The organism is Bradyrhizobium sp. CCBAU 53415 (assembly GCF_028128735.1).
Classification (GTDB): domain Bacteria; phylum Pseudomonadota; class Alphaproteobacteria; order Rhizobiales; family Xanthobacteraceae; genus Bradyrhizobium.
Map to the genome: position 1 here is coordinate 397,621 of NZ_LBJF01000001.1, position 26,171 is coordinate 423,791.

General features: G+C 62.3%; 23 protein-coding genes and 1 pseudogene. 9 read left to right on the forward strand and 15 right to left on the reverse strand.

Features of this window, described 5'->3' with window-relative positions; genetic code table 11:
- Positions 1–163 precede the first annotated feature (163 nt).
- The 10 genes from XH87_RS01765 to XH87_RS01810 all read right to left on the reverse strand — a co-directional run bounded on the left by XH87_RS01765 (position 164) and on the right by XH87_RS01810 (position 10,212).
- A complete protein-coding gene (locus XH87_RS01765) occupies positions 164–3,286 on the reverse strand; it encodes an efflux RND transporter permease subunit (protein WP_271585940.1) in 3,123 nt (1,040 codons plus the stop codon).
- A complete protein-coding gene (locus tag XH87_RS01770; protein ID WP_271585941.1) occupies positions 3,283–4,524 on the reverse strand; it encodes an efflux RND transporter periplasmic adaptor subunit in 1,242 nt (413 codons plus the stop codon). The genes XH87_RS01765 and XH87_RS01770 overlap by 4 nt, the downstream gene beginning before the upstream one ends.
- Positions 4,525–4,580: 56 nt before the next feature.
- Positions 4,581–4,823, reverse strand: a complete 243-nt coding sequence (locus tag XH87_RS01775) for a hypothetical protein (RefSeq protein WP_271585942.1) — start codon at positions 4,821–4,823, stop codon at positions 4,581–4,583.
- Positions 4,824–5,186: 363 nt separating this feature from the next.
- Positions 5,187–5,750, reverse strand: a complete 564-nt coding sequence (locus XH87_RS01780; RefSeq protein WP_271585943.1) for an HdeD family acid-resistance protein — start codon at positions 5,748–5,750, stop codon at positions 5,187–5,189.
- Between the two features lie 138 nt (positions 5,751–5,888).
- Positions 5,889–6,374 carry a DUF992 domain-containing protein gene (locus XH87_RS01785; RefSeq protein ID WP_271585944.1) on the reverse strand — a complete coding sequence of 162 codons (486 nt, stop codon included), beginning with the start codon at positions 6,372–6,374 and terminating at the stop codon, positions 5,889–5,891.
- Positions 6,375–6,968: a hypothetical protein gene (locus XH87_RS01790; RefSeq protein ID WP_271585945.1), complete on the reverse strand. Its 594-nt coding sequence runs from the start codon at positions 6,966–6,968 to the stop codon at positions 6,375–6,377.
- Positions 6,969–6,979: 11 nt separating this feature from the next.
- On the reverse strand, positions 6,980–8,101 hold the full coding sequence (locus XH87_RS01795) for an AI-2E family transporter (RefSeq protein ID WP_271585946.1): 1,122 nt from the start codon (positions 8,099–8,101) through the stop codon (positions 6,980–6,982).
- 41 nt (positions 8,102–8,142) lie between these two features.
- A complete protein-coding gene (locus XH87_RS01800) occupies positions 8,143–8,385 on the reverse strand; it encodes a hypothetical protein (RefSeq protein ID WP_271585947.1) in 243 nt (80 codons plus the stop codon).
- Between the two features lie 30 nt (positions 8,386–8,415).
- On the reverse strand, positions 8,416–9,855 hold the full coding sequence (locus XH87_RS01805) for a basic amino acid/polyamine antiporter (protein WP_271585948.1): 1,440 nt from the start codon (positions 9,853–9,855) through the stop codon (positions 8,416–8,418).
- 129 nt (positions 9,856–9,984) lie between these two features.
- Positions 9,985–10,212 (reverse strand): DUF6894 family protein, encoded by a 228-nt coding sequence (locus XH87_RS01810; RefSeq protein ID WP_271585949.1) that lies wholly within the window; start codon positions 10,210–10,212, stop codon positions 9,985–9,987.
- A 230-nt stretch (positions 10,213–10,442) separates the two neighbouring features.
- On the opposite strand from XH87_RS01810, the gene XH87_RS01815 reads away from it, so the two are divergent.
- Positions 10,443–11,153: a Bax inhibitor-1/YccA family protein gene (locus XH87_RS01815; protein WP_271585950.1), complete on the forward strand. Its 711-nt coding sequence runs from the start codon at positions 10,443–10,445 to the stop codon at positions 11,151–11,153.
- Between the two features lie 15 nt (positions 11,154–11,168).
- Here XH87_RS01815 and XH87_RS01820 read toward each other — a convergent pair whose 3' ends face one another.
- Together XH87_RS01820 and XH87_RS36700 are read right to left on the reverse strand one after the other, a co-directional pair.
- Positions 11,169–11,672, reverse strand: a complete 504-nt coding sequence (locus XH87_RS01820; RefSeq protein ID WP_158670325.1) for a DUF1269 domain-containing protein — start codon at positions 11,670–11,672, stop codon at positions 11,169–11,171.
- Positions 11,673–11,878: 206 nt separating this feature from the next.
- On the reverse strand, positions 11,879–12,097 hold the full coding sequence (locus XH87_RS36700; RefSeq protein WP_442868231.1) for a DUF3551 domain-containing protein: 219 nt from the start codon (positions 12,095–12,097) through the stop codon (positions 11,879–11,881).
- A 276-nt stretch (positions 12,098–12,373) separates the two neighbouring features.
- On the opposite strand from XH87_RS36700, the gene XH87_RS01825 reads away from it, so the two are divergent.
- From XH87_RS01825 to XH87_RS01860, 8 genes are all read left to right on the forward strand, one after another.
- A complete protein-coding gene (locus XH87_RS01825) occupies positions 12,374–13,465 on the forward strand; it encodes an efflux RND transporter periplasmic adaptor subunit (RefSeq protein ID WP_271585951.1) in 1,092 nt (363 codons plus the stop codon).
- Positions 13,462–16,518, forward strand: coding sequence for an efflux RND transporter permease subunit (locus tag XH87_RS01830; RefSeq protein ID WP_271585952.1), 3,057 nt, complete (start codon positions 13,462–13,464; stop codon positions 16,516–16,518). Before XH87_RS01825 ends, XH87_RS01830 begins: the two co-directional genes overlap by 4 nt.
- A gap of 142 nt (positions 16,519–16,660) precedes the next feature.
- The gene (locus XH87_RS01835; RefSeq protein ID WP_271585953.1) at positions 16,661–18,094 is read left to right on the forward strand and encodes a basic amino acid/polyamine antiporter; all 1,434 of its coding nucleotides are present in this window, start codon (positions 16,661–16,663) and stop codon (positions 18,092–18,094) included.
- 26 nt (positions 18,095–18,120) lie between these two features.
- Positions 18,121–19,383 carry an arginine deiminase gene (gene arcA / locus XH87_RS01840; protein ID WP_271585954.1) on the forward strand — a complete coding sequence of 421 codons (1,263 nt, stop codon included), beginning with the start codon at positions 18,121–18,123 and terminating at the stop codon, positions 19,381–19,383.
- A gap of 267 nt (positions 19,384–19,650) precedes the next feature.
- Positions 19,651–20,469, forward strand: a complete 819-nt coding sequence (locus XH87_RS01845; RefSeq protein WP_271585955.1) for a hypothetical protein — start codon at positions 19,651–19,653, stop codon at positions 20,467–20,469.
- A gap of 620 nt (positions 20,470–21,089) precedes the next feature.
- Positions 21,090–22,247 (forward strand): sensor histidine kinase, encoded by a 1,158-nt coding sequence (locus XH87_RS01850; protein WP_271585956.1) that lies wholly within the window; start codon positions 21,090–21,092, stop codon positions 22,245–22,247.
- 106 nt (positions 22,248–22,353) lie between these two features.
- Positions 22,354–22,983, forward strand: a complete 630-nt coding sequence (locus XH87_RS01855; RefSeq protein ID WP_271585957.1) for a response regulator — start codon at positions 22,354–22,356, stop codon at positions 22,981–22,983.
- A 163-nt stretch (positions 22,984–23,146) separates the two neighbouring features.
- Positions 23,147–23,782 carry a response regulator transcription factor gene (locus tag XH87_RS01860; RefSeq protein ID WP_271585958.1) on the forward strand — a complete coding sequence of 212 codons (636 nt, stop codon included), beginning with the start codon at positions 23,147–23,149 and terminating at the stop codon, positions 23,780–23,782.
- A 154-nt stretch (positions 23,783–23,936) separates the two neighbouring features.
- Here the strand turns inward: XH87_RS01860 and XH87_RS01865 are convergent.
- From XH87_RS01865 to XH87_RS01875, 3 genes and pseudogenes are all read right to left on the reverse strand, one after another.
- Positions 23,937–24,212, reverse strand: a pseudogene (locus XH87_RS01865) (DUF2478 domain-containing protein); the annotation flags it as partial.
- A gap of 47 nt (positions 24,213–24,259) precedes the next feature.
- Positions 24,260–25,651, reverse strand: coding sequence for an NAD(P)/FAD-dependent oxidoreductase (locus XH87_RS01870; RefSeq protein ID WP_271585959.1), 1,392 nt, complete (start codon positions 25,649–25,651; stop codon positions 24,260–24,262).
- Positions 25,648–26,064, reverse strand: coding sequence for a nuclear transport factor 2 family protein (locus tag XH87_RS01875; protein WP_271586568.1), 417 nt, complete (start codon positions 26,062–26,064; stop codon positions 25,648–25,650). Before XH87_RS01875 ends, XH87_RS01870 begins: the two co-directional genes overlap by 4 nt.
- Between the last annotated feature and the right edge of the window lie 107 nt (positions 26,065–26,171).

The following is a 26,171-nucleotide window of genomic DNA, read 5'->3' on the forward strand; positions in this document are numbered from 1 at the left end:
GCCATTGATTGTTCTCTACCCGTCGCTGTCTCTTAATCAGCGGGTCCCAGGTTCGAGCCCTGGTGCGCCCACCATTTACACTCAAGCCCGCGGTTCTGTGCGGCGAGGTGGCGAAGAGCCGGGGGTGCTTGGCCCGATCCTGCCGGACTTTCGCCGGGTCGACTCAATGGGCAGGCAATGGCTTGCCCTTCATCAGTTCCCGCAGACGCTGAAACGTCACGTAGAGCATCGGCACCAGGAAGATGCCCATCGAACTCGCCGCGACCATGCCCGCAAACACCGCTGTGCCGACAGCCCTGCGGCTGAGCTCCGCAGCGCCGGTCGCGATCACGAGCGGCAGGAGACCAAGGATGAAGGCGACGGAGGTCATCATGACCGCGCGGAAGCGCATATGGGCGCCCTGGACCGCGGCGTCGTCGAGCGCCACGCCGGCTTCGCGCTGCTCCTTCGCGAATTCGACGATCAGAATCCCGTTCTTGGCGGCGAGCGCAATCAGCACCACCAGCCCGATCTGGCCGTAGAGGTCGAGATTGAGGTTGGCGAGCTTGATGCCGACATAGGAGCCGAGCACGCCGACGACGACCGACAGCAGCACCGGCATCGGGATCACCGTGCTCTCATAGAGCGCCACCAGGAACAGATAGGCAAACAGCACCGCAAGCATCAGCACGATGCCGGTCTGGCCGGCGGCCTGTTGCTCCTGATAGGCGGTGCCCGTCCATGCAAAACCGTAACCCGCTGGCAGTACGGCATTGGAGACATCGGCCATTGCGGCCATCGCAGTGCCCGAGGAGACTCCGGGCGCCGGGCTGCCGTTTACCGTCACCGAGCGGTAATTGTTGTAGCGGGTGATCACCTGAGGTCCGGTCACGATCCTGATCCCGGCCAGTGATCGGATCGGCACCATCTGCCCAGTAGTGTTGCGCAGATAGATGCGCCAGATGTCCGAGATGTCGCTGCGATCGAACGCTTCGCCCTGGACGTTGACCTGCCAGGTGCGACCAAACCGGTTGAAATTATTGACGTAGATGCCGCCGAGCGTCGCCTGCAGGGCGGTGAAGACGTCGCTTATCCCCACACCGAGCGCCTGCGCCTTGCCGCGGTCGATGTCGAGATGGATGGACGGATTGGTCGCTGTGAAGGTGGAAAAGACGCGCGCTAAACGTGGATCGGCGTTGGCGGCGCCGATCAGCGCGTTTGTGACGCTCGAGATCTCGGCCGGGGTCTGTCCTTCCAATGCCTGGAGCTGGTATTCGAACCCGCCTCCGGTGGAGAGACCGATGATCGGTGGCAGGTTGAACGGCAGCACATTGGCCTGTCGGATCTGCGCGCCCGCCGCGAAGGTCCGCCGGATCAGTGCTTGCGCTGAATCCGTTGCCGCCTTGCGGTCGGCAAATGGCTTCAGGCGCGTCACGACCAGCGCGCTGTTCGATTCGGAGGCGCCGTCGAGCAGGGAAAAACCGACGATGGCAAGAACGTGGTCGACAGCCGGCATCTGCTTCAGGATGTCTTCAACCTGCTGGGTGACCCCGCTCGTCCGCGCCACCGACGCGCCGTCCGGCAGTTGGACCGAGGTGAAGAAGGCGCCCTGATCTTCCTCGGGCAGGAAACCCGTCGGCGTAATCAGCGACATGCCGAAGATGCCGGCGGCGAGGGCCACGACGAGCAGCATGGAGAGGCCCGCGACGCGCACCAGGCGTCGGACGCCGCTGCTGTAGCGGTCACGAATCCAGTCGATGGAGGCGAGGACGCGACCCATGATGCCGCGCCGGGGCCCCGTGTGGCGGAGGAGCAGCGCGCACAGGGCGGGCGACAGGGTCAGCGCGTTCAACGCCGAAATTATCATCGCGGCGCTGATCGTCACCGCGAACTGGCGGAATAGCGTTCCGGAAACCCCTGGAATGAATGCGATAGGTACGAAGACCGACAGCAGCACCAGGGTGATCGCGATGATCGGCGCGGTGATCTGGGTCATGGCCTTCTTGCTGGCCTCGGTGGGGGAAAGATCCGGCCCCTCCTGCATGACCCGTTCGACGTTCTCGACGACGACGATTGCATCGTCCACAACAATGCCGATCGCGAGAACCATCGCGAGCAGGGACACCGTATTTGCGGAATAACCCAGCACCAGCAGGACGGCGAATGTGCCGATCAAGCTCACCGGAACCGCGATCGCCGGGATCACCGTGGCCCTGAGATTGCCGAGGAAGAGGTACACCACGATCACGACGAGCACGAAGGCCTCGCCCAGCGTCTGCAACACCTCCGCGATGGTGTCGCGCACGAAGCTCGTGGAATCGTATTGCACGAGGTAGCTCAGTCCGGTCGGGAAGTGCTGCGACAGCCGCTGCATCGTCGCCGCCACGGCTTGTGCGGTGGTCACCGCATTGGCGCCCGGCGCCAGATAGATCGCGACCGGGACGGCTGCGCGTCCGTCGATCCGCGCTTCGCTGTCGAGGTTTTGCGCGCCCATCTCGACACGGGCAACGTCCTTCACCAGTAGGGATGAGCCGTCCGGGTTGGCGCGCAGCACGATATTGGCAAATTGATCGACGGTCGCGAGCCTGCCCAGGGTCTGCACGTTGAACTGGAATTGCTGGTCGTCACTGATCGGGCGCGCGCCGATGCGGCCGACCGGCGCCTGGACGCTTTGCGTGCGAATTGCGGCAATGACGTCCGACGGCGTGAGGTTGAGGCTGGTGAGCCGCTGCGTGTCAAACCAGATCCGCATCGAGTAGTTCATCTTGGCGAACAGATTGGCCTGGCCGACCCCCGGGGTGCTCGCAATCGCATCGAGCACGTTGATGATGGCGTAGTTCGTGATGAACAGCGGATCCTGCTCGCCATTAGCGCTGTAGAGCACGAGGAATTGCAGGATCGACGAGGACCGCTTGCGGACCGTCACTCCCTGCTGCTGCACTTCGGTCGGCAATTGCGACAGCGCGCTCTGCACGCGGTTGTTGACATTGACGGTGTTGATGTCGGGGTTCGTGCCGAGCGCGAACGAAACCGTCAGTGTGTAGCTCCCGTCGCTGGCGCTGGTCGATTTCATGTAGAGCGCGCGGTCGACGCCGATGATCTGTGCCTCCAGGGGCTGGGCGACGCTGCTCTCGACGACTTCGGCGGATGCACCCGGGAACGTGCCTGAGACCGTGACTTGTGGCGGCACGATGTCCGGAAATTGCGCCACCGGGATCTGCATCAGCGCGAGCGCGCCGGCGATGGTGATGATGAAGGCGATCACCATCGCAAGCCGGGGACGATCGATGAAGACCGCGGACATCATGGCTTGTCGTCCGCCCGGCCGGCCTTGCCGGAGGTGCGGGGAGCTGACTCCGGAGCCGCACCATCCGCAGCCTTCATGCTCGACAGGATCGGGGAACTTGCCGGCCCCGGCGAAACGACCTGGCCGGGGCGAACCCGCTGCAGACCCTCGACGATGACCCTGTCGCCGGCCGCGAGCCCGGCGATGACCGCCGCAATGGTCGGAGTCGATTGCCCGAGCTGGATGCGGTGCTGCTCGGCCTTGTTGCCGGCACCGACAGCGAGAACATAATCGCCCTGCTGATCGGAGAGCACGGCAGAGCGCGGGATCGCCAGCACCTCGATCGGTTGGACGCCCTCCAGCACGACAGTAACGAACTCGCCGTCGGTCAGCTCGTGAACGGTGACGCCAGCCACGGAGGACGCCCGCAGGATAGGGTTGCCGATCTCGCCGCGCACGATGATCGTGTCGGTGTTCTGGGCAATGGTGTTGTCCACGAAGTTCAGTTTGCCGGACTGGCCGTACATGCGGCCGTCGGGCAGTCGCAGCCTGATGACGACGGCTTCCAGGCCGCCTTGCGGCCCGTATCGCTCCCGCAGCTCCAGTCCCTGGCGCAGCGGCACGGGGAAGGTGACGTACATCGGGTCCTGGCTGACGATGGTGGTCAGCACGCCCGAGCTTGGGCCGACGACGTTGCCCTCCGTCAAGGCTGTGCGTCCGATCTTGCCGGCGATCGGGGCGCTTATCGTGGTGTAGTCGAGGTTGATCCGGGAGGCCTGGACCTGGGCTTGCGCGGCCCGGACCTGGGCTTCGAGGCTGAGCTGGTTCGCGATGGCGGCGTCGAAGGTGGACTGTTGGCCGGCAGGGCCTCCGAGCAGGGTCCGCGCACGTTCCGTCGTCTGTTTGGCATTCTCGAGTGTCGCCTGAAGCTGCGCAACCTGCGCCTCCTTCGATGCCAGATCCGCTTCGAACGGACCACGCTCCAGCCGGTAAAGCTCATCGCCTTTGCTGATCTCGGCGCCTTCCTCGAACAGGCGCCGTTCCAGAAATGCGGTGACGCGCGCGACCACATTGACCCGATTGATCGCCTCGATCCGCCCGAGAAATTCACTGCTCTCGGTGATCGGTCGCCTTGTTGCTTCCACGACGCCGACCGCGGGTGGGCCCGGCGCGGCAGGCTGGGCCTGAGCCAGCCCGCCGGTGATGATCGTCAGGAGAATTGCCTCCAGCAACCTGATCGAGACGCCAGCAAGATTCATGGTCCGCTCCTTGCAACCGGGCTTGGGACCGGGCCGACGCTTCACCGGCGTCCTCGTTACTCCTGCGGTGTTCGATCGCTGCGCACGGGCTCGTCGTAACCCTTGCGGCGGCTATAGAACATCAGTGCGATCAGGCCGCAGCCGGACACCAGCATCAGGATGGCAGCTCCTGCCAGGATGACGTTGCGGTAAAGCGGCATTGATGGCGTTTCCTGCCATACCGCCACGGAGTACCAAGTCGTCACAACAAGAAGCGCTGAGAGGATGGCTCCAAGAACCCATTGGTTGGTGTGGCGCACGATCTCCTCCATCGTCTGATTGGGGTTGCATGGCCTTCGCACCCTCGGCCGCCTGCGGATTTGCGCATGGGGGCCTAGCGCCACCGCCATCCGCAGTGACGACGACCGCGATGCCACCAGCAAACCCAGCGGCGGCTACGCGGTCGCCGGCGGCGCCAGCCAGGATGAGGCGGCGGTCCCCATTGGGCTTGGGTCAGGAGATCCGACGGTTGGTCGGGCTGGCCGAGGTCGGGTGCGATCGGCATCGCTTGCGCAACCGCGATGAAGCGGACGCCGATGGCGCCGATCGCGGCGGCAGCTACGGCATTTTGGGCAAGGCCAAGGAAAGCGCGACGGTTGGGGCTATCCATCATCTTCTTCTCCTTATGTTACGGCTGTGCGCCGCACGGACTGAAGCGCGTAAAGTAGCCACGCGAGGCCGTGCGAGATCAGGTCGACGCCAAGCAGGAACCCAAGGATCCACACGCTCATGGTGGGGAAGCTGAACAGGATCAGTGCGCCCGCGACCAATCCGAAGACGCCGGAGATCAGCATCATCCAACCGTTCTGGCTCCAATGGGCGAAGCTCAGCATGCATCGAATGACGCCTGAGGCGATCAGGATCGCGCCGAGGAAATAAGTGAGGATCAATGCGCCGGAGGCGGGCTGGGTCAGCAGCACGAGCCCGAAGGCGACGTAGAGGGCGCCGAGCAGGATCTGCCACAGAAAGCCGCCCCATCCCTTGGTCCAGAAGGCGTGGGTGATCTCGAACGCGCCGGCCGCGATCGCCGTCAATCCGATCAGCTTCACGCTGATGATGGTCGCGAACGCTACATCGCTGAGAGCTGCGATACCGGCGGCGATCATGACGACGCCAAGGAGACAGCAGACCCACAGGGGGGGAGGGCCCAGAGCTGCGATGCCGGACCGGCTGTCATAGACTGTCATGCCGCGCTCCTGATCTATTGGATCGCTACCCCCGGACGCGACGGTAGCTTCGGAGCCGGAGCGTCGACATCCGACGAAACCCTGAGCGACCGTGCGGGAATGTTCGCATGGCGTCGTGGAGGGATCCCCGCGAACGACCTACCGCCGGCCGCGTGGACCCAGTGTCAGGTTGGTCACACCCGCCGCGAGATTGATTCCGATGGATCGCTCGATCGACAGCGGCTGTAACATCACGCTGCGGCGCGAGCCGCCAATCAGGACGTTGGCTCCAAGGCCCGGGCCGACTGCGACACTGCCGCTTGCGCCCACATAGTTTCCTCGCAGCGTACCGGGACCGATCCGCGAATTTTTGGCGAAGACGGCCCAGGAGAGAGTACCCGCCGACGTCACTCCCAGGTCGAGCCCAACGCGCCTTATGCGACCCTCATAAATGTATTGTCGAGGGGGTCTGCGTGCGTAGAAGAAAGTACAACGCAGCGATTGCGTCGATGCGATGATCAAGCCCACGCGCGGGGAGCTGAGGCACAACAGTCGGCCGACCCGGAACATGTCCGCGCGGGCGGGCGAGCCGGCGGTGCAGAGCAACGCGCATACGGCAACGGAGAGGCACCGTTTCATTGGCATTCAAGCCTCCATCTGGTTGTTCATGGACGCGGACGTTGGCCGACGGTCTTGGCGGAGCCAGAACGTGATGCCTAGGCCGATCAGCAGCACCGCACCCAGCAGGAAGAAGAAGACAGACTGCTTGAGCCAGGATATCGCCGGGACGGTCACGCCCATCGCCAGGCCAAGAAACGAGATTTGTAACGACAGAAGGCTGACGCCCGCGAGGAACGTGCCGAGCGCGAGTAACGTCAGCAGGACCAAGCCGGTTGCCGGTGTTGGAAGCAATTGCTGGACCCCCGACATCAGCATGATGTTCATCGTGACGAGGACGGCGATCCAGTGCAGCGCCTGGGTCCAGATCAACCGGAGCTGGACGTCCTTGCCTTGCGTCTCCGGCCATTTCGTGACGACGCAGACCACGCCGATCGCGAGCGCCAGGAATTCCCAGTAGCCGACGAGAGGCTGGTGGGAGACGTTGGTATAGGCGACGCCCGCGACGGCGAGCACCAGCGCCACCACATAAGGGAGTTGCTGCCACAGGAATTGGGCCATCCTGAATTGAGGCGGGGGAGGCTCCGCGCTCCCGTTCCGTTCTAGATGGGTCTCGCTCATGGGCCATCCATTCACGATCTGTTGCCGCTGAATGTCAGCGTGGGGTCGTCGCCGAGATAGTCCTCGACGTAGAACCGGATGATTGCGACACGGCCGATCGCGACCAGGGGCATGGCCATCGCGATGCCCAGGACGCCGAACAGCGCGCCAAGCATGACGATCGCGACCAGCGTCCAGGCAGGGGGGGTCTCGACCGCCTGGCGTTGGATCAGCGGACCGATCACATAGCCTTCGATCGACTGGATGATTGTGTAGATGAGAACGGCCCAGATCAGCAGCGAGCCGCCGAGTGGCATTGCGACCAGCGCGATCGGAAGCGCCGCCACGATCGGTCCGAGGTATGGGATGAAGTTCGACAAGCCTGCCTGCAGTCCGAGCACAAGAGGTCCGGGCAGTCCGACCAGATAGAGTGCGACCCAGACGCATAGCGTCATGAGAATGATCCGGATGAACTGCCCGATCAGCCACAACCGCATCACGCTGCCCATCTCGTCCATGACCGATCTTGTTCGCGCGCGGTAGGGTCGCTTCACCAACATGACCAGGCTCTCGCGATGGCTGGTCGGATCGAACGCGAAGAGGATTCCGAGGAACACGATGACCAGCGCGCCGGTCAGCAGACTCGACGCTCCACCGAGCAGGAATTGAGCGTGGCTGAGAAAACGTCCCTGATCCGAGAACAGCCATTGCGCAAAGTCGCGGCCCCATTCCGGGCCGAGCAGGTCGACGCCGTATGACAGGAGGTGCTCCTGCAGGACGTCGATCTGGCTGTCCATGACCTTCAGCAGGAGACGCGTCTGCTCCGGTAGCTTGCCCGCGCCCCATACCAGTCCAAATCCCGATAGGGCGGAGAGCAGCAGCAGGACCAGCGTGAGCCGCCAGGCGCGAGCGAGAGGAACCACCGGGGCCAGCGCCCTTGCGCAGGCATCCAGAAATGCCCCGAACAGCACGCCTGCAAAGATGAGCAGGAGACTGGACACTGTCTGCCACGCCAGAAACAGGAAGACACAGGCAGCGAGCAGGCTGAGCCCGGTCGCGAGAACGCCGCGTCCGGCGTGCTCCGCCAGGCCTGCGGAATCGTCGTGAGGAAGGAGTTCGCGAAGCCGCTCCGGCCCTATCCTGGAATCGCTCATGGATCGGTCCAATCGCGAGGGTGGATGATCGTTCGCGGCGCCTAGGTGCGGACGCGTCGGCTGCCGAAGTGCGGATGCTTTCCGCCGCGATGACGCCAGTAGCGGTGCTTGGTCGGGTTCGTGTTGGTGTTGGGCGCCACGCTCTTCGGCGCCGATACATCAGTGTCCTTCGGGGCCAGCCCGCGCTTGTCAGCCGACTGGGCCAGCAACGGCGTTGGAGATGCGGAAACCGCTACTAACCCGCCGCCCAGGATCAGGGCGCCGAAAATAGCTCGAATGCTCATATTCGCCTCCATGCAGCCAAGGAAAAGGACTCAAACCGAGATGGCTCCGGTGGACAGTGCGTAGACGCCGGCACATGCGGCAATCGTGATTGTCGCAAAGAGGATCGCCTCGAATGGCCTGAACGGTGCTTCCTTGCGCTCGCGCTTGGCGAGAAGGAACAGCAGCGTGCCGGGCGCATAGAGGATCGACGACAGCAAGAGAAACTTCGGTCCGCCTGCGTAGATCATCGCGGCCGCGTAGACGGTCGCGACGGCCGAGCGGATCCAGTCGCCAACGCGGGCGCGCTCGCCAGCACGGTAAGCCTCGCCGGTCCAGGCGAGCTTGAGACCGTAGGCGGCGACAAAGAAATACGGGATTAGTGTCATCGCGCTCGTCATCTTCAAGGCGAGAGTGAATGCGTACTCAGCAAACCAGGTGACGAGGAGGAAGGTCTGGATGACGCAGTTGGTGAGCCAGAGCGCTCCAGCAGGGACCTTGTGCGCGTTCACTGTCGCGAGAAAGGAGGGCATGGTGCGCTGGACCGCGGCGGAATGCAGCACCTCAGCCGCCAGCAGTGACCAGGACAGGTAGTTGCCGAGCACCGAGATCAGGAGTGCCACGCTGATGAACACGCCGCCCCAGCGGCCGACCATCGCTTCCATGACGCCCGCCATGGATGGCGTCGGCAGATCCGCCAGTTCCGGCCGTAGCAGCACGCCATAGGACAGCAGTGTCGCAAGGACGAGCAGGCTGAGCACCGTGAGAAAGCCGACAATGGTCGCGAATCCAACGTCGTTGCGGCTCCGGGCATAGCGGGAATAGACACTGGCGCCTTCAATCCCGACGAAGACGAACACAGTCAGCAGCATCGTGCCGCGAACCTGGGTGAGCACATTTGAATGTTCCGGCTGCTCCGCTCCCGTGAAATTCAGGGAGAAAAGCCTGCCGTCGAACGCGATGGCGGCGGCTGCAATGAACAGCAGGATCGGAATGATCTTGGCGTAGGTCGCGATCGTGTTCAGCGTTGCAGCGTTCTTGATGCCACGCAGGAGCAGAACGTGCACTCCCCACAGCAGGACGGACGCCGAAGCGACCGCCACCGCAGTGGTGCCGTCACCGAAGACTGGGAAAAACTGTCCGAGTGTCGCCTTGATCAAGACGAGACAGGCGACATCTGCAAGGCAGCATCCGATCCAGTATCCCACGGCCGAAGCAAAGCCGATATACTCGCCAAACCCGGCCCTGGCGTAGGCATAGATGCCGGCATCGAGGTCCGGTTTGCGGTGTGACAAGGTCTGGAACACGAAGGCCAGCATCAGCATGCCGGTGCCTGCGATCATCCAGGCAATGATCGCTCCCAAAGCGCCAGTGGTGCGCCCGAACTGCGCCGGCAATGCGAAGATGCCGGAGCCGACCATCGATCCGATCACGAGCGCGATTAGCGCATTGCGCGAAAGTTTGTCATCGGCCTCGCTTGTCGAAGCAGCCATGATGGATGCCTTCCGATCGGAGGAGGCTGCATTCGCGATCCTCCTCGCCGGGACCTTAGAGCCGCCTTCCGCGTGCGCACATCAGGGATTGTCTGTAGGAAGAGGGGCAGGAAATCGACGGTCGGAGGCTCAGACATCGCGACAGGAAGCGGCGGAGTCGTCCTCGCTCGCGTGGCAGGACGCCGACGTTTCCCGGGCGACGAGCACGAAGCTGCCACGGAAGAACTCGCCGGATTTGGCGAGTTCCGCGGCAAGGCACCTGGCATGCAGGACCGCGGCGTCCTCCTCGACGAACTCGCATCCGATCCCGTCGAGCGAGACACCGTATCGGTCGGCGATATGAAAGAAGAAGCGCATGCTTCTGATTGGTTAGGCCAGCGCGCGTCCCGTCTCCAGTGACAAAAGCGCAAGGTGCCTCAGCCAAAAGTCGAAGGAGGTTCCAGCCTTGCGGATCGGCAATGAGCGCCATGCCGCGGCCGTTCGGATGAGAGTGTTTTCACCGGACGACTTCGGGTGATTGTCCGATGTTGCTCCGTCGCGGCAGAGCCTAGCGTGGTCGTGCTTGGGGGAATCAAGAGGAGGATGCGATGTCGAATCTCGATCAGAATCTGGCGGCGGCAGACGTCGACAGCGGCCGGGTCGCCGTGGATGCCGGACTGCGCCAGTACATGTTGCGGATCTACGGCTATATGGCCGCGGGTGTCGCCTTGACCGCCGTCGCCGCCGGCCTGACCTATCAGGCCACCGGTCCCGCGCTGCTGCAGAGTCCGCTGATGTGGGTCTTCATCCTGGCGCCGCTTGGATTGGTATTCTTCCTCGGCTCGCGCATCGATACATTGTCGGTACCGACCGCGCGACTGTTGTTCTTCCTCTATGCCGTGCTGGTCGGCATCTCGCTCTCGATCCTGCTGCACATCTACACAAGCTCGTCGATCACCCGCGTCTTCGTCATCGCGGCTGCAATGTTCGGGGCGCTCAGTGTCTTCGGCTACACGACGCGACGCGATCTTTCGGGATTGGGTACCTTCCTGTTCATGGGACTGATCGGCATCATCATCGCCAGCGTCGTTAACCTGTTCCTGTGGTCGACCGCGCTCGACTGGCTGATCTCGATCGTGGGGGTCGGCGTGTTCGCCGGGTTGACGGCCTATGATACGCAGCGGATCAAGGCCAGGTACAACAGCACGGATGATCAAACCGCTTCGGGGCGGAAGTCGGTTGTCGCCGCGCTGTCGCTCTACCTTAATTTCCTGAACTTGTTCCTGATGCTGCTGCGTCTTGCGGGCGGCCGCCGTTGAGAGGAAGGCGGCGGCTCAGGCCGCCGGCTGCTCCACCGTGCTGGCGAGGGCGTCGCGCAACGCCTTTTCCTTCGTCTCGTCGAGAGAGGTCTTGAGCACGACGCCACCCGCGTCCTTGATCTCCTTGATCACCTTGTCCGCAGTCATGTGCTTGATCAGGACGAACAGGGCGGCGTTGCCGGGCTGGAGGTTGCCGGAGAGGCTCTTCATGAAGGCATCGTCGATGCCAACGTCCGAAAGAGCGCCGCCAAGCGCACCCGACGCGGCGCCTACGGCAACTCCGAGGATCGGATTGAGAAAGAGAACACCGATCAACAGGCCCCAGAAGCTCCCCGTCACCGCGCCCATCGCGGTCGTGTTGACGAGTTGATTGAGCTTGATGCTGCCCTGGTCCGTCTTTACCGCGATCACGGCGTCGTTGATCGTGATCAGATATTCCTTCTGCAGCTTGAGCAATCGCTGACGCACCTCTTCGGCTTTCGCCTCTGATGGATATACGATGGCGACCAGATCGGACATGAAGACCTCCCGTTGGAGAATAGCAAGGGAACCCGAGGAATCTACCGCGCGAGCGCTACCTCGGGGGATCGGAGAAAACCCTCGGCCTCGGTGGGGAATGTCCCGATGAGAGATGGAACGCTGATGGTTGCGTACCGAAGGGGTGGCGCACGATGAAATCGCTTGCGCCGCCCAATCAATGATACCTCGGCCATCAATTGCCGCCTTTAGCGGCGCGGGTTTGGGACGCAGGTGCCCTGCCGCCCGCTCACCGACGCTCGGCACTGGGCTCGCGTGTCGTACATGCAGGTCAGTGCTCCCTTGAACTTTCTGCACCACGCCAGATCCTGCGCTTGTCCTGGCGTCCACGAACCCATGGCACTGAGCAGAATGAAAACGGCGGTGGACAACAAAGCCAGCTTTCTCATCTCGGTTTCTCCTGTCATTGAGTCTATCACGTGAAGCCCGGATCGCGGGCTCGTCAGACCAGCCGCTGCTTTGGCGAATGCATCGCACGCCCAGCAACGGCCGCAACTACAGCTTTATGCACTGTCTGCGTACGTCGGATATCGGGTGATCGCCTGACCTCCGCTGCGGGAATCTTCGCGGCCGCGACGCCGGATTGGTCGGTCACGATTGCACCCGCAGATGCTCAGTAGATTTACCGATACAAGCGGGATGAATTCTCCGCAAAATCGTCAGCAGCGCGGATGGGTAGATTTATGCGGCTGCGATCTCTGAATACGACGCTTGTTGCAGGGATTTCTGCGCTGCTGCTGGTCGCCTGTGAGAGGGAGGCAGCGACGGACTCCCTGCCGGCGCCACCGCGTCCCGTCCGCACCATCACGGTCGAGAAGCGGGAGCAACTGACGCCCCTCACGTTTTCCGGGCGTATCGAAGCCGAAGACGAGGCGAGTCTGGCATTTCGAATTTCCGGACGGCTGCAATCGAGCGACATCCGGCTCGGTGATCGCGTTGAGGCCGGCCAGCTCCTGGCGCAACTTGAAGCGCAGGACCAACTGAGCGCGCAGCGGCAGGCGCAGGCTGCGCTTGCTGCAGCCCAGGGCCAGCTCACCAAAGCGCGCAATCATTTCGAACGCCAGCAGACGCTATTGGCACAGGGATGGACAACGCGCGCCAATTTCGAGGCTGCAACCCAGGCGCAACAGACGGCGCAATCAAATGTCGAAATGGCCGAAGCTCAGTTGAGTTCCGCCCACGACCAAGTCAGCTTCACCGAATTGCGGGCCGACGCGCCGGGGAAGATCACCGAAAAGGGGCCTGTCGCCGGAGAGGTCGTCCAGGCCGGACAGACGATTGCGCGGATTGCGCGGCAGGATGGCCGAGACGCGGTCTTCGATGTGCCGGCTCAGTTCGTGCGTGCGGCGCCGCCCAATCTGCCGGTGAGCGTCAGTCTGACTGATGATCCGGCAGTGACCGCAAAAGGTCGCATCCGTCAAATCGCCGCGCAAGCCGATCCCATCACCCGCACCTTTGAGGTCAAGGTCGGCTTGACGGATCCCCCCGCAGCGATGCGGCTCGGCGCCACCGTGAGCGGACGTGTCGAGACCGGGTCCGGGCCGGTGATCGACATACCGGCAACCGCACTGACGCGGATCAATCGGCAGCCGGCTGTTTGGATCGTCGATCCGTCGACAAACGTCGTGTCGGCGCGGAACGTCGACATTCTGCGTTTCGACCAGGCCGACGTCATCATCTCGCAGGGATTGGACGCAGGGGAAATCATAGTCACCGCTGGGGTTCAGGCGCTTCATTCCGGCCAGAAGGTGCGCGTGCTCGGGGCGGCGCCATGAGCGGGCTCAACCTTTCCGAATGGGCGCTAAAGCATCGCTCAGTGGTGGTCTACGCCATGTTGGTTGCCGTGATCACCGGCTATCTCGCCTATTTCCGCCTCGGCCGGAACGAGGATCCAGCGTTCACCATCAAGACGATGGTCGTTCAGGCGGCCTGGCCCGGCGCAACGGCCGAAGAGACCATGAAGCAGGTGACGGAGCGGCTGGAGCGTCGATTGCAGGAGACGCCGCATCTGGACTTCCTGCGCAGCTTCACCCGGGCGGGCCTGGTGACGATTTTCGTCAACTTGAAGGGAAGCGCCAACGCAAGGCAGGTCGCCGATACCTGGTACGAGGTGAGAAAGAGGGTCGGTGACATGCGCCACACGCTGCCGGCGGGAGTCGTCGGCCCCGGCTTCAACGATGATTTCGGTGACACCTTCGGGATCATCTATGGCTTTACCAGCGACGGCTTTACCCAGCGGGAGTTGCGTGATCACGTCGAGGAGATCCGCTCGCGACTGCTCCAGATCCCGGACGTATCGAAGATCGAACTGCTGGGCGCACAAGACGAGGTGATCTTCGTCGAGTTCTCCAAGCAGGAACTCGCGACCGTCGGCGTCGATCGGGCCGCTCTGCTCGCCGCGCTACGATCGCAGAACATCGTTCGTCCCGCGGGTGTGATCCAGACCGGCCAGGAGACCATTTCCGTTCGAGTGTCCGGCGGCTTCGAATCCGAGCGGGACCTCGCTGGGGTCAATTTTGTCGCCGGCGGTCGCACCCTCCGCCTGAGTGACATCGCGCAGGTGCGGCGCGGCTACGTAGATCCGCCGCAGCCCATGTTTCGGGTCAATGGTCAGTCGGCAATCGGCCTTGCCATCGCAATGCGCGATGGCGGCGACATTCTCGCGCTCGGTCGCAGAATCAAGAGGGCGATGGCGCAGATCACGGCCGATCTGCCGATCGGAATCGAGCCGACACTCGTCGCCGACCAGGCCGTCGTGGTCGGCAGCGCGATCGGCGAATTCATGACCTCGCTGCTGCAGGCGATCGCCATCATCATGGTGGTCAGCTTCATCAGCCTCGGAATCCGCCCGGGCCTCATAATCGCGCTGGCCATCCCGTTGACCCTGGCCATCGTGTTTCCGATCATGGAGATGGCCCGCATCGACATGCAACGGATATCGCTGGGAGCACTGATCATCGCACTCGCGCTGCTGGTCGACGATGCGATGACGACCACGGACGCGACACTGAATCGCCTGGCGCAAGGCGACAGCAAGGTCGACGCGGCGACATTCGCCTACCGCAGCCATGCCTTTGCCATGCTCGCGGGAACGCTGGTGACGATCGCCGGATTCATCCCGGTCGGCTTTGCCGCGAGTTCCGCCGGCGAATATACGTTCTCGCTGTTTGCGGTGGTCGCGATCGCGCTCCTGGTGTCGTGGCTGGTAGCCGTGATCTTCACGCCATTGCTGGGTGTGATCATTCTCGTTCCACCGAAACAGAAGGTCGCGGCGGAGGCCGGCAGGATGTTTCGCCTTTATCGGCGCGTTCTTACCGCAGCGATGCGCGCCAAATGGCTGACAATCGCGTTCTCGCTGGCACTCTTCATCGTGTCGATTGTCGCGTTTCCGCTGATTCCGCGGCAGTTCTTTCCATCATCGGATCGGCCCGAATTGCTGGTGGATCTCGGCCTGCCGCAGAATGCCTCGATCTTCGCGAGCGAGACGGCAGCGAAGCGGCTGGATGCCGCGTTGGCGGGCGATCCGGATGTCCACCATTGGAGCACCAATGTCGGGCGTGGAGCGATCCGATTCTATCTGCCGCTCAGCGTGGAGCTTCCGAACGAGTCGTTCACGCAAGCGGTCGTCGTGGCAAAGGACGTCGCCGCGCGCGAGCGCCTGCACGTGAAATTGGAACGGCTTCTTGCCGAGGAGTTTCCGGCGGCAGTCGCCTCGGTTTCGCCGCTCGGCCTCGGCCCCCCGGTCGGATGGCCGCTGCAATATCGCGTGAGCGGACCGGATGTCGAGCAGGTGCGTGAGATTGCGCTTGAGCTCGCACAGATCCTGGCCTCCGAACCCAGGACCAAGGGCGTCAACTTCGATTGGATGGAGCCGGAGCGGCAGCTGCGCATTTACGTCGATCAGAATGAGGTGCGCCGTCTCGGACTGAGCTCGGAAGCCCTATCGAGCGTGCTGAACACCGTGATATCCGGGGCGGTCGTTACCCAGGTTCGCGACGACATCTATCTGGTCGACGTCATGGTCCGGGCCGTCGATGAACAGCGCATCTCGATATCCGGCCTGCGTACGCTTCAGGTGCCGCTGCCTGGTGGAAGGACGGTATCGCTCAGCCAGTTCGCGAGTTTTGGATATTACCAGGAGAATCCGCTGATCTGGCGGCGCGACCGCATTCCGACCCTCACCGTGCGCGCCGACATCGGCGGTGGAGCGCTGCCTGACACGGTGGTGGAGGCTCTCTCGCCCGCGATCGGAAAGCTGAAGAAGGCGTTGCCTGCATCGTACGATGTGGCAGTTGGCGGGACCGTGGAAGAAAGCCGGACATCGCAGTCGTCCGTGCTCGCCGTGGTTCCCATGATGCTGTTCGTCATGTTCACAATCCTGATGATCCAGTTGCAGAGCTTTCCGCGGCTGTTGATGGTCGTGAGCGTGGCGCCGCTCGGCATGATCGGTGTTGTCGCTGCGCTTCTGCTTTCCGGCAGGCCGATGGGCTTCGTAACCATTCTTGGCGTTCTCGCCTTGCTCGGCATGATCAGCAAGAACGCCGTGATCTTGATTGGCCAGATCGATGCGGAGCGCGCGGAGGGCAAGAGCCCCTGGGATGCGGCGCTGGATGCCAGCAGCTCCCGCTTTCGTCCCATCATGCTGACGGCGATATCGACCGTGCTCGGCATGATCCCGATCGCTCCGACCGTGTTCTGGGGGCCGATGGCGATCGCGATCATGGGCGGCCTGCTGGTCGCGACCGTGCTGACGCTGGTCTTGCTGCCGACACTCTACGTGACCTGGTTCGGAGAAAAGGGACAAGCTGGAGCTTCCGCTCCGTCTTGAGCGCTCCTTTACCGGCGAGGAGAATCCCGATCCTCGACTAGGTAATCACCCGATATTCCAGGCCCGGCGCAAGGCGCATGGTGCAAACGGTGGGCAAGTCGATCGACCGGGATGCAACGCACGCTCATCGCGAGGTCCTCACATGACTGCGAACCCGTCAATCCAGAAGCTCTCGCTGTTCGCATTGACCGCGATGGTGGTCGGCTCGATGGTCGGCTCGGGTATCTTCTCGCTGCCGAGAACCTTTGGTATCGCCACCGGACCGTTCGGAGCCATCTTCGCCTGGTGCATCGCGGGCGGCGGCATGTACACCCTCGCGCGGGTGTTCCAGGCGCTGGCGGAACGAAAGCCCGAGCTCGATGCCGGCGTCTATGCCTATGCGAAGGAGGGGTTTGGCGACTATCCCGGTTTCCTGTCGGCATTCGGATACTGGATAGGCAGCTGCATCGGCAACGTCTCCTATTGGGTGCTGATCAAGTCGACGCTGGGCGCTTTCTTCCCGGTCTTCGGGGACGGGAACACCGTGATCGCGATCCTCGTCGCCTCGATCGGAATCTGGCTGTTTCATTTCATGATTCTGCGCGGCGTGCAGCAGGCGGCCGCGATCAACACGATCGTGACGATCGCAAAGATCGTGCCGATAATCGTCTTCATCGTCATCCTGATCATAGGGTTCAAGGCGGACCTGTTTCGAACGAATTTCTGGGGCGGAGAGGGTATGCCGGACACGGGCTTGTTCGAGCAGATTCGTGCGACCATGCTAGTCACCGTGTTCGTCTTCCTCGGCATCGAGGGCGCCAGCGTCTATTCACGCTATGCCAAGGAACGCGCGCATGTTGGCGCTGCGACCATTCTGGGATTTGCGATCGTGACGAGCCTGATGGTGCTCGTGACCATGCTGCCCTATGCCGTGCTTCCGCGCGCCGAGATTGCCGGCATGCGGCAGCCTTCGATGGCGACGGTGCTGGAGGCGGTCGTCGGACATTGGGGCGCGATCTTCGTCAGCGTCGGGCTTCTGGTGTCGGTGTTGGGGGCCTATCTTGCCTGGTCGCTGATCTGCGCCGAAGTGCTCTCCGCAGCCGGCCGGACCAGGGACATGCCGGCCCTGTTCGGCACGGAAAATGCGAACAAGGTGCCGGCTGCGGCGCTCTGGCTCACCAATGGGATCGTTCAGCTCTTCGTCATCAGCACCTATTGGTCGCAGGATGCGTTCGCGTTGATGCTCAATCTGACGAGCGTGATGTCGCTCATTCCGTTCTTTCTCGTCGCAGCCTATGGGCTTCTGCTCAGCAGGCGGGGCGAGACCTATGGGAAGGACGGCAGCGACAGAACGCGCGACATGATCTTCGCCGGAATTGCCGTCGTCTACACGCTGTTCCTGATCTACGCCGCCGGAATGAAGTTCCTGCTTCTGTCCTTGATCCTCTACGCGCCCGGTACGGCACTCTACTTCTGGGCGCGTCTGGAACAGAAGGCGAGGGTCTTTACGGCAGTCGAGTGGCTCGTCTTCATCGCCGCCGCCGTCGGCGCCGCCGTCGGGATCCACGGATTGGCCACCGGCTACATCACCATCTAGGCAAGGCAACTCCCGGGAGAATTCCCATGGCAAAGCGCGCGTCGGACAGCTCGGTTTCCTTCGGGGTCCATTCGGAGGTCGGTCAGCTCCGGAAGGTGATGGTCTGCTCACCCGGCCGCGCCCATCAGCGCCTTACACCGTCCAATTGCGACACCCTGCTGTTCGACGACGTGCTGTGGGTCGAAAACGCCAAGCGCGATCACTTCGACTTCGTGCAGAAGATGCGCGACCGCGGTATCGAAGTCGTCGAGATGCACAATCTGCTGGCGGAGACGGTCGCGATCCCCGAGGCCAGGAAGTGGATTCTCGACAACCAGGTCGTTCCCGACCAGGTCGGCCTCGGCCTCGTCGATGAGCTGCGGGGCTACCTTGAAAGCCTCAAGCCGCGCGATCTGGCTGAAACGCTGATTGGGGGCGTTTCGACCCATGACTTCCCGGACGCCCATGGCGGCGAGATGCTCAAGCTCGTGCGCGAGGCCGCCGGCATGACCGAATATCTGCTGCCGCCGCTTCCCAACACGCTGTATACGCGGGACACGACCTGCTGGATCTACGGCGGGGTCACGCTGAACTCGCTCTACTGGCCGGCGCGGCACGAGGAGCCGATCCTCGCGACAGCCATCTACATGTTCCATCCGGATTTCGCCGGCAAGGTCAATGTCTGGTGGGGCGACCCGACGCGGGACCACGGCCTTGCGACGCTGGAGGGCGGCGACGTGATGCCGATCGGCAAGGGCAACGTGCTGATTGGGTTGAGCGAGCGCACCTCGCGACAGGCGATCAGCCAGGTCGCCGCGGCCTTGTTCGAGAAGAAGGCAGCGGAGCGTGTGATCATTGCTGCGATGCCGAAGCTCCGCGCGGCGATGCATCTCGATACCGTCTTCACGTTCGCTGACAGGGATTGCGTTCTGCTGTATCCCGACATCGTCAACAACATCGCTGCCTTTTCCTACCGGCCGGCCGACAATTCGGCCGGCCTCGACCTGCGCAGGGATGAAAAGCCTTTCGTGGATGTCGTGGCTGAAGCCCTTGGCCTGAAGAAGATGCGTGTCATCGAGACCGGGGGCAACGCCTACATGCGGGAACGAACGCAGTGGGACAGCGGCGCCAATCTGGTTTGCGCCTCCCCAGGCGTGGTGTTCGCCTATGACCGCAACACCTACACCAACACCTTGCTGCGCAAGGAAGGGATCGAGGTGATCACCATCGTCGGGGCAGAGCTCGGGCGGGGCCGGGGAGGCGGTCATTGCATGACCTGTCCGATTATCAGGGATGCGGCGGACTACTAGACCGTGCGGATCGACCGGGTTCGGTCGTGAAGCCGGCGTTTATGGGCGGAGCGCCGCTCTGGCCCCTCTTGTACCTGCGCGGTCGATCGCAAGCGCAGCGTTGGCTCCATGCGCTTCTTCCGCGGCGGCGAGGGAGAACCTTTCGGCAATTTACGAAATGGCGATCGATCGATTCAATCACTGATTTTGAATCATACCACTAACACGCCACAATCGTCGCCCAGGCTGAGGCGATTCCTGGTGCACGCAAAGCCATCGAGGAACATCATGCGCGGATCGAGAGCTCTTTTGTCGGCCGTGGGGGTGTTGGGAACCGGCACTGCTTGGGCAGCGGACGTCGATCTCACCGAACTGAAGGCGAGCAGCCCTGTCCCGTATTATTCCACTCCGTCCTGGAGCGTGGTCGGCTCGGTCACGCCGAATTTCACTGATAATGCCTTGTTCAGCCGGGACAACCGCAGGTCGGATTTCTTCTACGAACCCGACGTCAGCGTCAGGCTGGATGGGAACCTCACAAATGACCTGTCGTACCGGCTCTATGCACGCGCACAATATGACGCCTTTTCGAGAGAGAAAGACGGCAATGCCGCAGTGGCGCGGATGGGAGCGCGCCTGACGGAGAATTGGGACGGCTGGCGCTTCTCCGCCATCTACGAGCACCGATACGATTTCGACGGCATCTATCGCGATCTCGCTTTCACCTCAGACGACGTGATGGGCTCGGTGGCGCGCGACTTCCGCGTCAACAATGTGACGCTCTCACCGCTCCTGCTCCTGACCTACCGATTTTCCGACCTTGCGGAAGCCCGTCGCTGGCGCTTCGATGCCTTGCTCGGCATAGAAGTCAAACTCGATCCAAAATGGTCGATCGTGAGCACGCCGTTGTTCGAAGCCTTCTGGTTCACCGACGGGCTGAACAGGGGTCGGCAAGATCAAATCTACTCCGCGGATATTGGCCTGAAGTATAGCTTTGCCAGCAACGTTTCGCTTACAACCACTGTGCTGTACGAGGCACGAGAATCGAACGTCATGGTGCGGCGCTACAGGGATCTCAGGATCGGTCCCCGTCTCGACTTCGCCTTTTGAGAGGTCTACAAGATGATGTTGAGGCGTGCTTGGGTGCTGATCGGGGTCATTGTCGGTTTGACGGCAGCATCCGCCGCAACTGCGGACCCGCGCGACTCTGTGGACCGAAGCCAACGTCTGGATACGGACGCCCTCAGGGACGATGCCGGCACTCAACGGCTGCGGATGCCGTCTCATCCGCTGGTGATCGCCCCGCCGCAAGAGGGAGCTCCAAACGCGACGAAAAGAAGGAAGAACAAGCCGAACACGAGCGGCGATGTGAGCCGCTAACACACCGTGACTCAGCCATGGTGCGATCGCCTCGACGCCATCATGAAAGCTGTTTGCTGCGCTTGAGTATCTGTTGCTCCTTATTTGAATTGCAGCGGGATAATCTGGCAAAAACCCGCTCATCCGATCCGCCCGATGTCGTCTCACCGATGCAAGATTTTATTCCGTCAGCAACACTACCTGGTGGTGTGAGCAATCTGACGGTGTATACTCTGCCTACCCCAACGGCGCGTCGCCTGATCCATTGATACCTCGCCGGCGGGGCAGGGAGGAGACCCCTGATGTTCGGCCTCGATATATTGAGCTTCAATATGTTGAGCTTCAATGTCGGGCGTCACCGGTGAATAGTGGTGCGTACCGTGAAGCTACATAGCTCGCCCGCCTGTGAGTCGAGTGGAACCAGCGCCAGAAGGTGGTTGCGACTTGGCTCGGAAGAAACCGGCGAACGCCGGTACTGGGTGTTCTCACCCGATCTTCTTTTTGCAGCCCGTCCTTCGTTTCGAGGGCACTTCGTGTACGAGGGAATTAATCCGGCATTCGAGCTTCGTCTCGGCATTTCGTCTGAAGATGTCCGGGAGATGAAGATCTCTAATTGCCTCAACAGCCACGACGCCAAAGCCGTCAGCGAAGCTCTCCGCGCGTGTCTCGCAGAAGGAACAGAGGTCAGGATTCGCCACTCCCTTGCGTTTGGCGGCGAGCGTCAGAACATGGAAACTACCGTTGTTCCGATCATGGATGCCGTAGCCGATGGTGCGGTCCGGTTGATCGGCAGCCATCGTATCGTGGGCAAAGGACCTTTCCATAACGCTGCTGAACGCTCGCTTGCGCAGGAGAGCGTCAATTTGCTGTCCATTCAGGAAGATATCCAGCAAAGGATTGCGTCTGATCTGCATGACTCGACTTGTCAGCATCTGATTGCCGCAAGTCTTGGCATGATGCGATTCCGACAGGGCATGGGCGACCCGGTCGGGGCCGGGCGCCTTTGCGATGAGATCGACGCGTCGATCGACGCGGCGCTCAGGGAGATCCGCGCTTTTGCCTACCTGCTGCACCCGCAAAATCTGACAGGCGACGGGCTCAAGGCCACGATCGAGCACTATGCCGATGGATTCGCGAGGCGCACGTCCTTGCGGATCACGACGAGGATCGTGGCTGGCGTCGACCGACTGCCCTACGAAAACCAGCGCTCATTGCTTCGGGTCGTTCAAGAAGCGCTCACGAACGTATTCCGCCATGCAAAGGCGACGCAAGTGAGCATCGTCATCAAGGGGACCGGCAGCCATTTTCGGCTAACCGTCAGCGACAATGGGCGTGGGCTTCAGGTTGGCCCCACGAACCAGCCGATATCGACCGGCGTTGGAATTCCAGCCATGAGAGCAAGACTTGAGCAGATAGGAGGTTCACTGGAGATCCGCTCGGATCCGCATCATTCCGGTACCGTTCTGTGCGCAGTCTTTCCGCTTGCATCGGTCAGGAGAGAAACCGGCGAAGGGACGCCACTGTCATGAGGTCCCCCGCAGGCACGCATCGAGAAGAAAAGCACTGATCACCGGCGGCAGGCGGAAACGAGTTCGTTTCGGCCCTAGCCGCCGAGTAGCGACTGGAGTGCTCGCCATGAAGCGTATTCTCATAGCAGACGATCACGAAGCGGTGCGGTCGGGCTTGCGTGCGGTGCTAAAACAACGAGCGGATTGGGAAGTAGTCGCCGAGGCGAACGACGGCAGCAAGGCGCTGACAGCGGCGATCGAGAGTCGACCTCACGTGGCAATCGTCGATTTTTCCATGCCGCGAATGACCGGACTGGAGGTCGCGCGGCGAATCAGGGAATACCCGCTGCAAACCGAGGTTCTGATTTTCACGGTCCACAACTCCGGTCTACTCGCCCAACAAGCATTCGAGGCGGGCGCGCGCGCTTTCCTGGTGAAATCGGACGCAAGCAGATTGCTGATGACGGCCGTCGATGCCCTTCTGGCGCACAAGCAGTTCTGTACCGAAAGATGTCGAAACGAACTGAACGGCGGATCAGGCTGCATTGCAGAACGGCATCCGGGCCTCACTCCGCGCGAGCAGATCGTCGTCAAGCTGGTTGCGGAAGGCTACAGCAACAAGGGCATCAGCGCGATCCTCAACCTCAGCGTCAAGACCACTGAAGCTCATCGCGCCGCCGCGATGCGCAAGCTGGACGTGAGCTCGACCGCGGGGCTGGTACGATACGCCGTCCGCGCGCAGCTGGTCGAGGCATGACAATGCCTTCCTGGGGTTGGGTGGGCCGAGGCGGCGTCGGTAAAATCGCTCGGCCATCTGGGGGTTTTATAGGATAATGCTTCAGCCCGCGATCTGTATGATCGCTCGACTGTTCTGCTGCCGATGATCTCCGCCGATTGCGGTCGGATAGGAGAACGATGCCGTGAAGCGCATCTTGATTGCGGATGATCATGAAATCGTGCGTTCAGGGCTGCGCGCGATCATCGATACGCGTTCTGACTGGATCGTTGTCGGTGAAGCAACGAATGGTGAGCAGGCCGTCGCATTGGCTCTGGAGACAAAGCCGGACGTCGTGATCGTCGACTATTCGATGCCCCTTATGAACGGTCTGGAGGTCAGTCGCCGATTGAAGTCACTTCGCTTACGCAGCGAAGTTCTGATTCTGACGATGCATGAAAACGAAGAGCTGCTGACCGAAGCCATTCTGGCTGGTGTTCGTGGCTTCTTGTTCAAATCGGATGCGAGGAAACACCTGCTGTCCGCCGTCGAAGCGCTGCTGGATCGCAGGCCCTATTTCACGAGCGTGTTGCTGGAGAAATTACTCCACGACTACCAGCTCAACAAGCTAAACAAGTCGGATATGCTGCTCACCTCGCGCGAGCAGAGCGTAGTCCAACTGATAGCGGAAGGACATACCAACAGGTCCATAAGCTCCATTTTGCAGTTGAGCGTGAAGACCGTCGAGACCCATCGCGCTTCCGCGATGCGCAAGCTGGGAATGTCCTCGACCGCTGAACTGGTCCGTTACGCCATCCGCAAGAAACTGGTGGCGCCCTGAGAGACATCTCCGGCCGAAAGATATTTCGCCAGATGTGTGAGCCGAGAGATCATCGACTGTCCCCAGTTCGGGGGCGCATGCTGCCGCCGATGTCGGTATTTATCCCTAAGCGCCCTAGGCTGAATTGGGAGCGTCTCGATTCCGCAAGTCTGCGCTCGTCGCGCAGGCCTTCGCCGGCCGCCTCCTGCTTGGAGAACTTGTTGATCACGACGAGATCGACGTCCGCCGCGATCGCGCGGGTGACGGCAACTGCCGCTTCGGCCAGTCCCGCGGCGTCCAGTTTGCAAGCCATCGCGCCTGAGCCGAGCGGCTGGCGAATCGAAATTTCGCGGCTGGTCATGAGGTCGATCGCCTGCATGCCGACCTGACAACCGCCGCCGTCCCCGATGTTGCGCTGGACGACTCCGCCGATGCGTTCGCCCGATCGCACCAGCGCAATCTGAACGGTTTCGTGTCGGGGTCTTCAGACCTCCCGGCCTAGGCGGCTTCGTCACGCAGTTGGTACCACCGATACAACATGCGCTGGCCGATCCTACGGAACGACGAGAACGTGTGTGTCGGTAGAGGCGAAGTGAAGATCGGCAGGTCCTGTCCCTGAAAGTCCTGGCCCGCGATCATCTGTGCCATACGGCGCCCCGCCTGTGCCGAGTACGATACGCCGTTGCCACCATAGCCGAGCGCGTAGACCAGTCGGCTGCCAGGTTCGGGCCTGAAAATCCGCGGCATCATATCATGGCTGACATCGACCCAGCCCCACCAGGAGTAGTCGACCTCGATGCCCTGCAGCGCCGGAAACTTGCGGTGCAGCCCGTCGATCAGGAGCTGAAGATGCTTTGGATGGTCGGCGTCCGCCCCCGTGATCGCGGAGCGGCTGCCGATCTGCACGCGGTTATCGGGCAACAGCCGATAGTAGAATCGCAGGACCCGGGTGTCGGTCAGCACCAGCCTGGTCTTGAAGCCCGTGGCCTCGAGCTCGGCTGCCGTCAGCGGCCGCGTCACGATCGAGTTTGACAGGATCGGCATGCACCGGCCGCGCAGCAGTCGCGTCATGCCCGGCGCGGTGTAGGCGCCGGTGGCGATGCCGACCGCGCGCGCCTTCACCGTTCCGCCCGGCGTGCGCAGGTGAAATGCGCCGCGCTGGTTCGAGATCTCGATCACCGGGCTGCCCGGATGAATTTTTGCGCCGGCCGCGCGCGCCATCTGCTGATAGCCGAAGGCGAGCTTGGCGGGATGCACGCCGGTGCCGCGCGGCTCCAGAACCGCGCCGACCGCTTCGGCTTCGTCTAGATAGTCGCGGCGGAGCTCATCAACGCCGATCACGCGCGTAGGTTCGCCGAACACATCAGTCAAGACTTTGGCTTCGGCGGCGATCTTGTCAAGGTTGCGCTTGCGGTGCGCGATGTAGAGGTGACCGCCCCGCTGCGGCTCGCAATCGATCGGGCTTTGCCGGATCATGTCTTCGAATGTCTCAAAGCCATCGCGGATTTCGGCGTGCAGCCGTTTCGCGACGTCGAGCCCCCAGCGCTCGATCCACTGCGACCGGGTCAGGCGGCCGGAGGCATTCTGACCCTGGCCGCCGTTGCGTGTGCTGCATCCCCAGGCCACGCGATTGGCTTCGAGCACCAACGGCTTGATGCCGTGCTCGCGGGCCAGGAAGGCCGCGCAGGCGAGCCCGGTAAAGCCGGAACCTACGATCGCGACCTCGGTATCGATATCACGCGTGATTGCGCCGTCGTCCTCCGGCGGCGCGCCGGCCGTCGCCGACCAGTAGGTTGGGGCGTAGTCGCGGTTGCGGCCGGGGCCGTCGCTTACGAGCGGATCGTAGTGTGGATCGTAGGCGGCGAGCGGCGTCTTGAACGGCTTGTTCATGACGCGGCCGCTCCGATCGCCTTCGCAGGCTGCTGCGGCCGATCCTTGCGGAACGCGCTCTTGCTGCAGATCTTGTCACCGCGGAAGCAGAACAGGTCGCAGCCCTCGGCCTCGATCCGGCTGCCATCCTTCGTCGTCGCGCGAAAGATCCATTCGGAGACGCCGCGATCGCCGAATACGGCATGACGCGTGCACTCCCAGCTCACGTCCGGGAACATCGCGAAGGTGGTTTCGAACGCAGCGCGAACATCGGCGGCGCCTTTGATCCGTCGGCCGCAGATCTCGGATCCGGCCGCGGCATCGAACACGATGTCTTCGGTCATCGTCTCCATCACGCCGGCGCCGTCGTGGCGATTGAAGGCGTCGAACGCACGTTCCAGGGTCTTCAGGCGGTCGTGGTCGAGGTCGGGCATGTCAAATCCAGCTTGCTTTGATCTGCGCGGCGGATCCGCCCGCAGTTTCGCAGCCAGCCTGTCACGCGGAGCGACCACCCCCTTAGAACCAGATGACATGCGACCAG

Excerpts from the sequence above, each read along its gene's own strand:
- XH87_RS01765 (WP_271585940.1), bottom strand. The coding sequence starts at position 3,286 with ATGATGTCCGCGGTCTTCATCGATCGTCCCCGGCTTGCGATGGTGATC.
- XH87_RS01770 (WP_271585941.1), bottom strand. The coding sequence starts at position 4,524 with ATGAATCTTGCTGGCGTCTCGATCAGGTTGCTGGAGGCAATTCTCCTG.
- XH87_RS01780 (WP_271585943.1), bottom strand. The coding sequence starts at position 5,750 with ATGACAGTCTATGACAGCCGGTCCGGCATCGCAGCTCTGGGCCCTCCC.
- XH87_RS01785 (WP_271585944.1), bottom strand. The coding sequence starts at position 6,374 with ATGCCAATGAAACGGTGCCTCTCCGTTGCCGTATGCGCGTTGCTCTGC.
- XH87_RS01790 (WP_271585945.1), bottom strand. The coding sequence starts at position 6,968 with ATGAGCGAGACCCATCTAGAACGGAACGGGAGCGCGGAGCCTCCCCCG.
- XH87_RS01795 (WP_271585946.1), bottom strand. The coding sequence starts at position 8,101 with ATGAGCGATTCCAGGATAGGGCCGGAGCGGCTTCGCGAACTCCTTCCT.
- XH87_RS01800 (WP_271585947.1), bottom strand. The coding sequence starts at position 8,385 with ATGAGCATTCGAGCTATTTTCGGCGCCCTGATCCTGGGCGGCGGGTTA.
- XH87_RS01805 (WP_271585948.1), bottom strand. The coding sequence starts at position 9,855 with ATGGCTGCTTCGACAAGCGAGGCCGATGACAAACTTTCGCGCAATGCG.
- XH87_RS01810 (WP_271585949.1), bottom strand. The coding sequence starts at position 10,212 with ATGCGCTTCTTCTTTCATATCGCCGACCGATACGGTGTCTCGCTCGAC.
- XH87_RS01815 (WP_271585950.1), top strand. The coding sequence starts at position 10,443 with ATGTCGAATCTCGATCAGAATCTGGCGGCGGCAGACGTCGACAGCGGC.
- XH87_RS01820 (WP_158670325.1), bottom strand. The coding sequence starts at position 11,672 with ATGTCCGATCTGGTCGCCATCGTATATCCATCAGAGGCGAAAGCCGAA.
- XH87_RS36700 (WP_442868231.1), bottom strand. The coding sequence starts at position 12,097 with ATGACAGGAGAAACCGAGATGAGAAAGCTGGCTTTGTTGTCCACCGCC.
- XH87_RS01825 (WP_271585951.1), top strand. The coding sequence starts at position 12,374 with ATGCGGCTGCGATCTCTGAATACGACGCTTGTTGCAGGGATTTCTGCG.
- XH87_RS01830 (WP_271585952.1), top strand. The coding sequence starts at position 13,462 with ATGAGCGGGCTCAACCTTTCCGAATGGGCGCTAAAGCATCGCTCAGTG.
- XH87_RS01835 (WP_271585953.1), top strand. The coding sequence starts at position 16,661 with ATGACTGCGAACCCGTCAATCCAGAAGCTCTCGCTGTTCGCATTGACC.
- arcA (WP_271585954.1), top strand. The coding sequence starts at position 18,121 with ATGGCAAAGCGCGCGTCGGACAGCTCGGTTTCCTTCGGGGTCCATTCG.
- XH87_RS01845 (WP_271585955.1), top strand. The coding sequence starts at position 19,651 with ATGCGCGGATCGAGAGCTCTTTTGTCGGCCGTGGGGGTGTTGGGAACC.
- XH87_RS01855 (WP_271585957.1), top strand. The coding sequence starts at position 22,354 with ATGAAGCGTATTCTCATAGCAGACGATCACGAAGCGGTGCGGTCGGGC.
- XH87_RS01870 (WP_271585959.1), bottom strand. The coding sequence starts at position 25,651 with ATGAACAAGCCGTTCAAGACGCCGCTCGCCGCCTACGATCCACACTAC.
- XH87_RS01875 (WP_271586568.1), bottom strand. The coding sequence starts at position 26,064 with ATGCCCGACCTCGACCACGACCGCCTGAAGACCCTGGAACGTGCGTTC.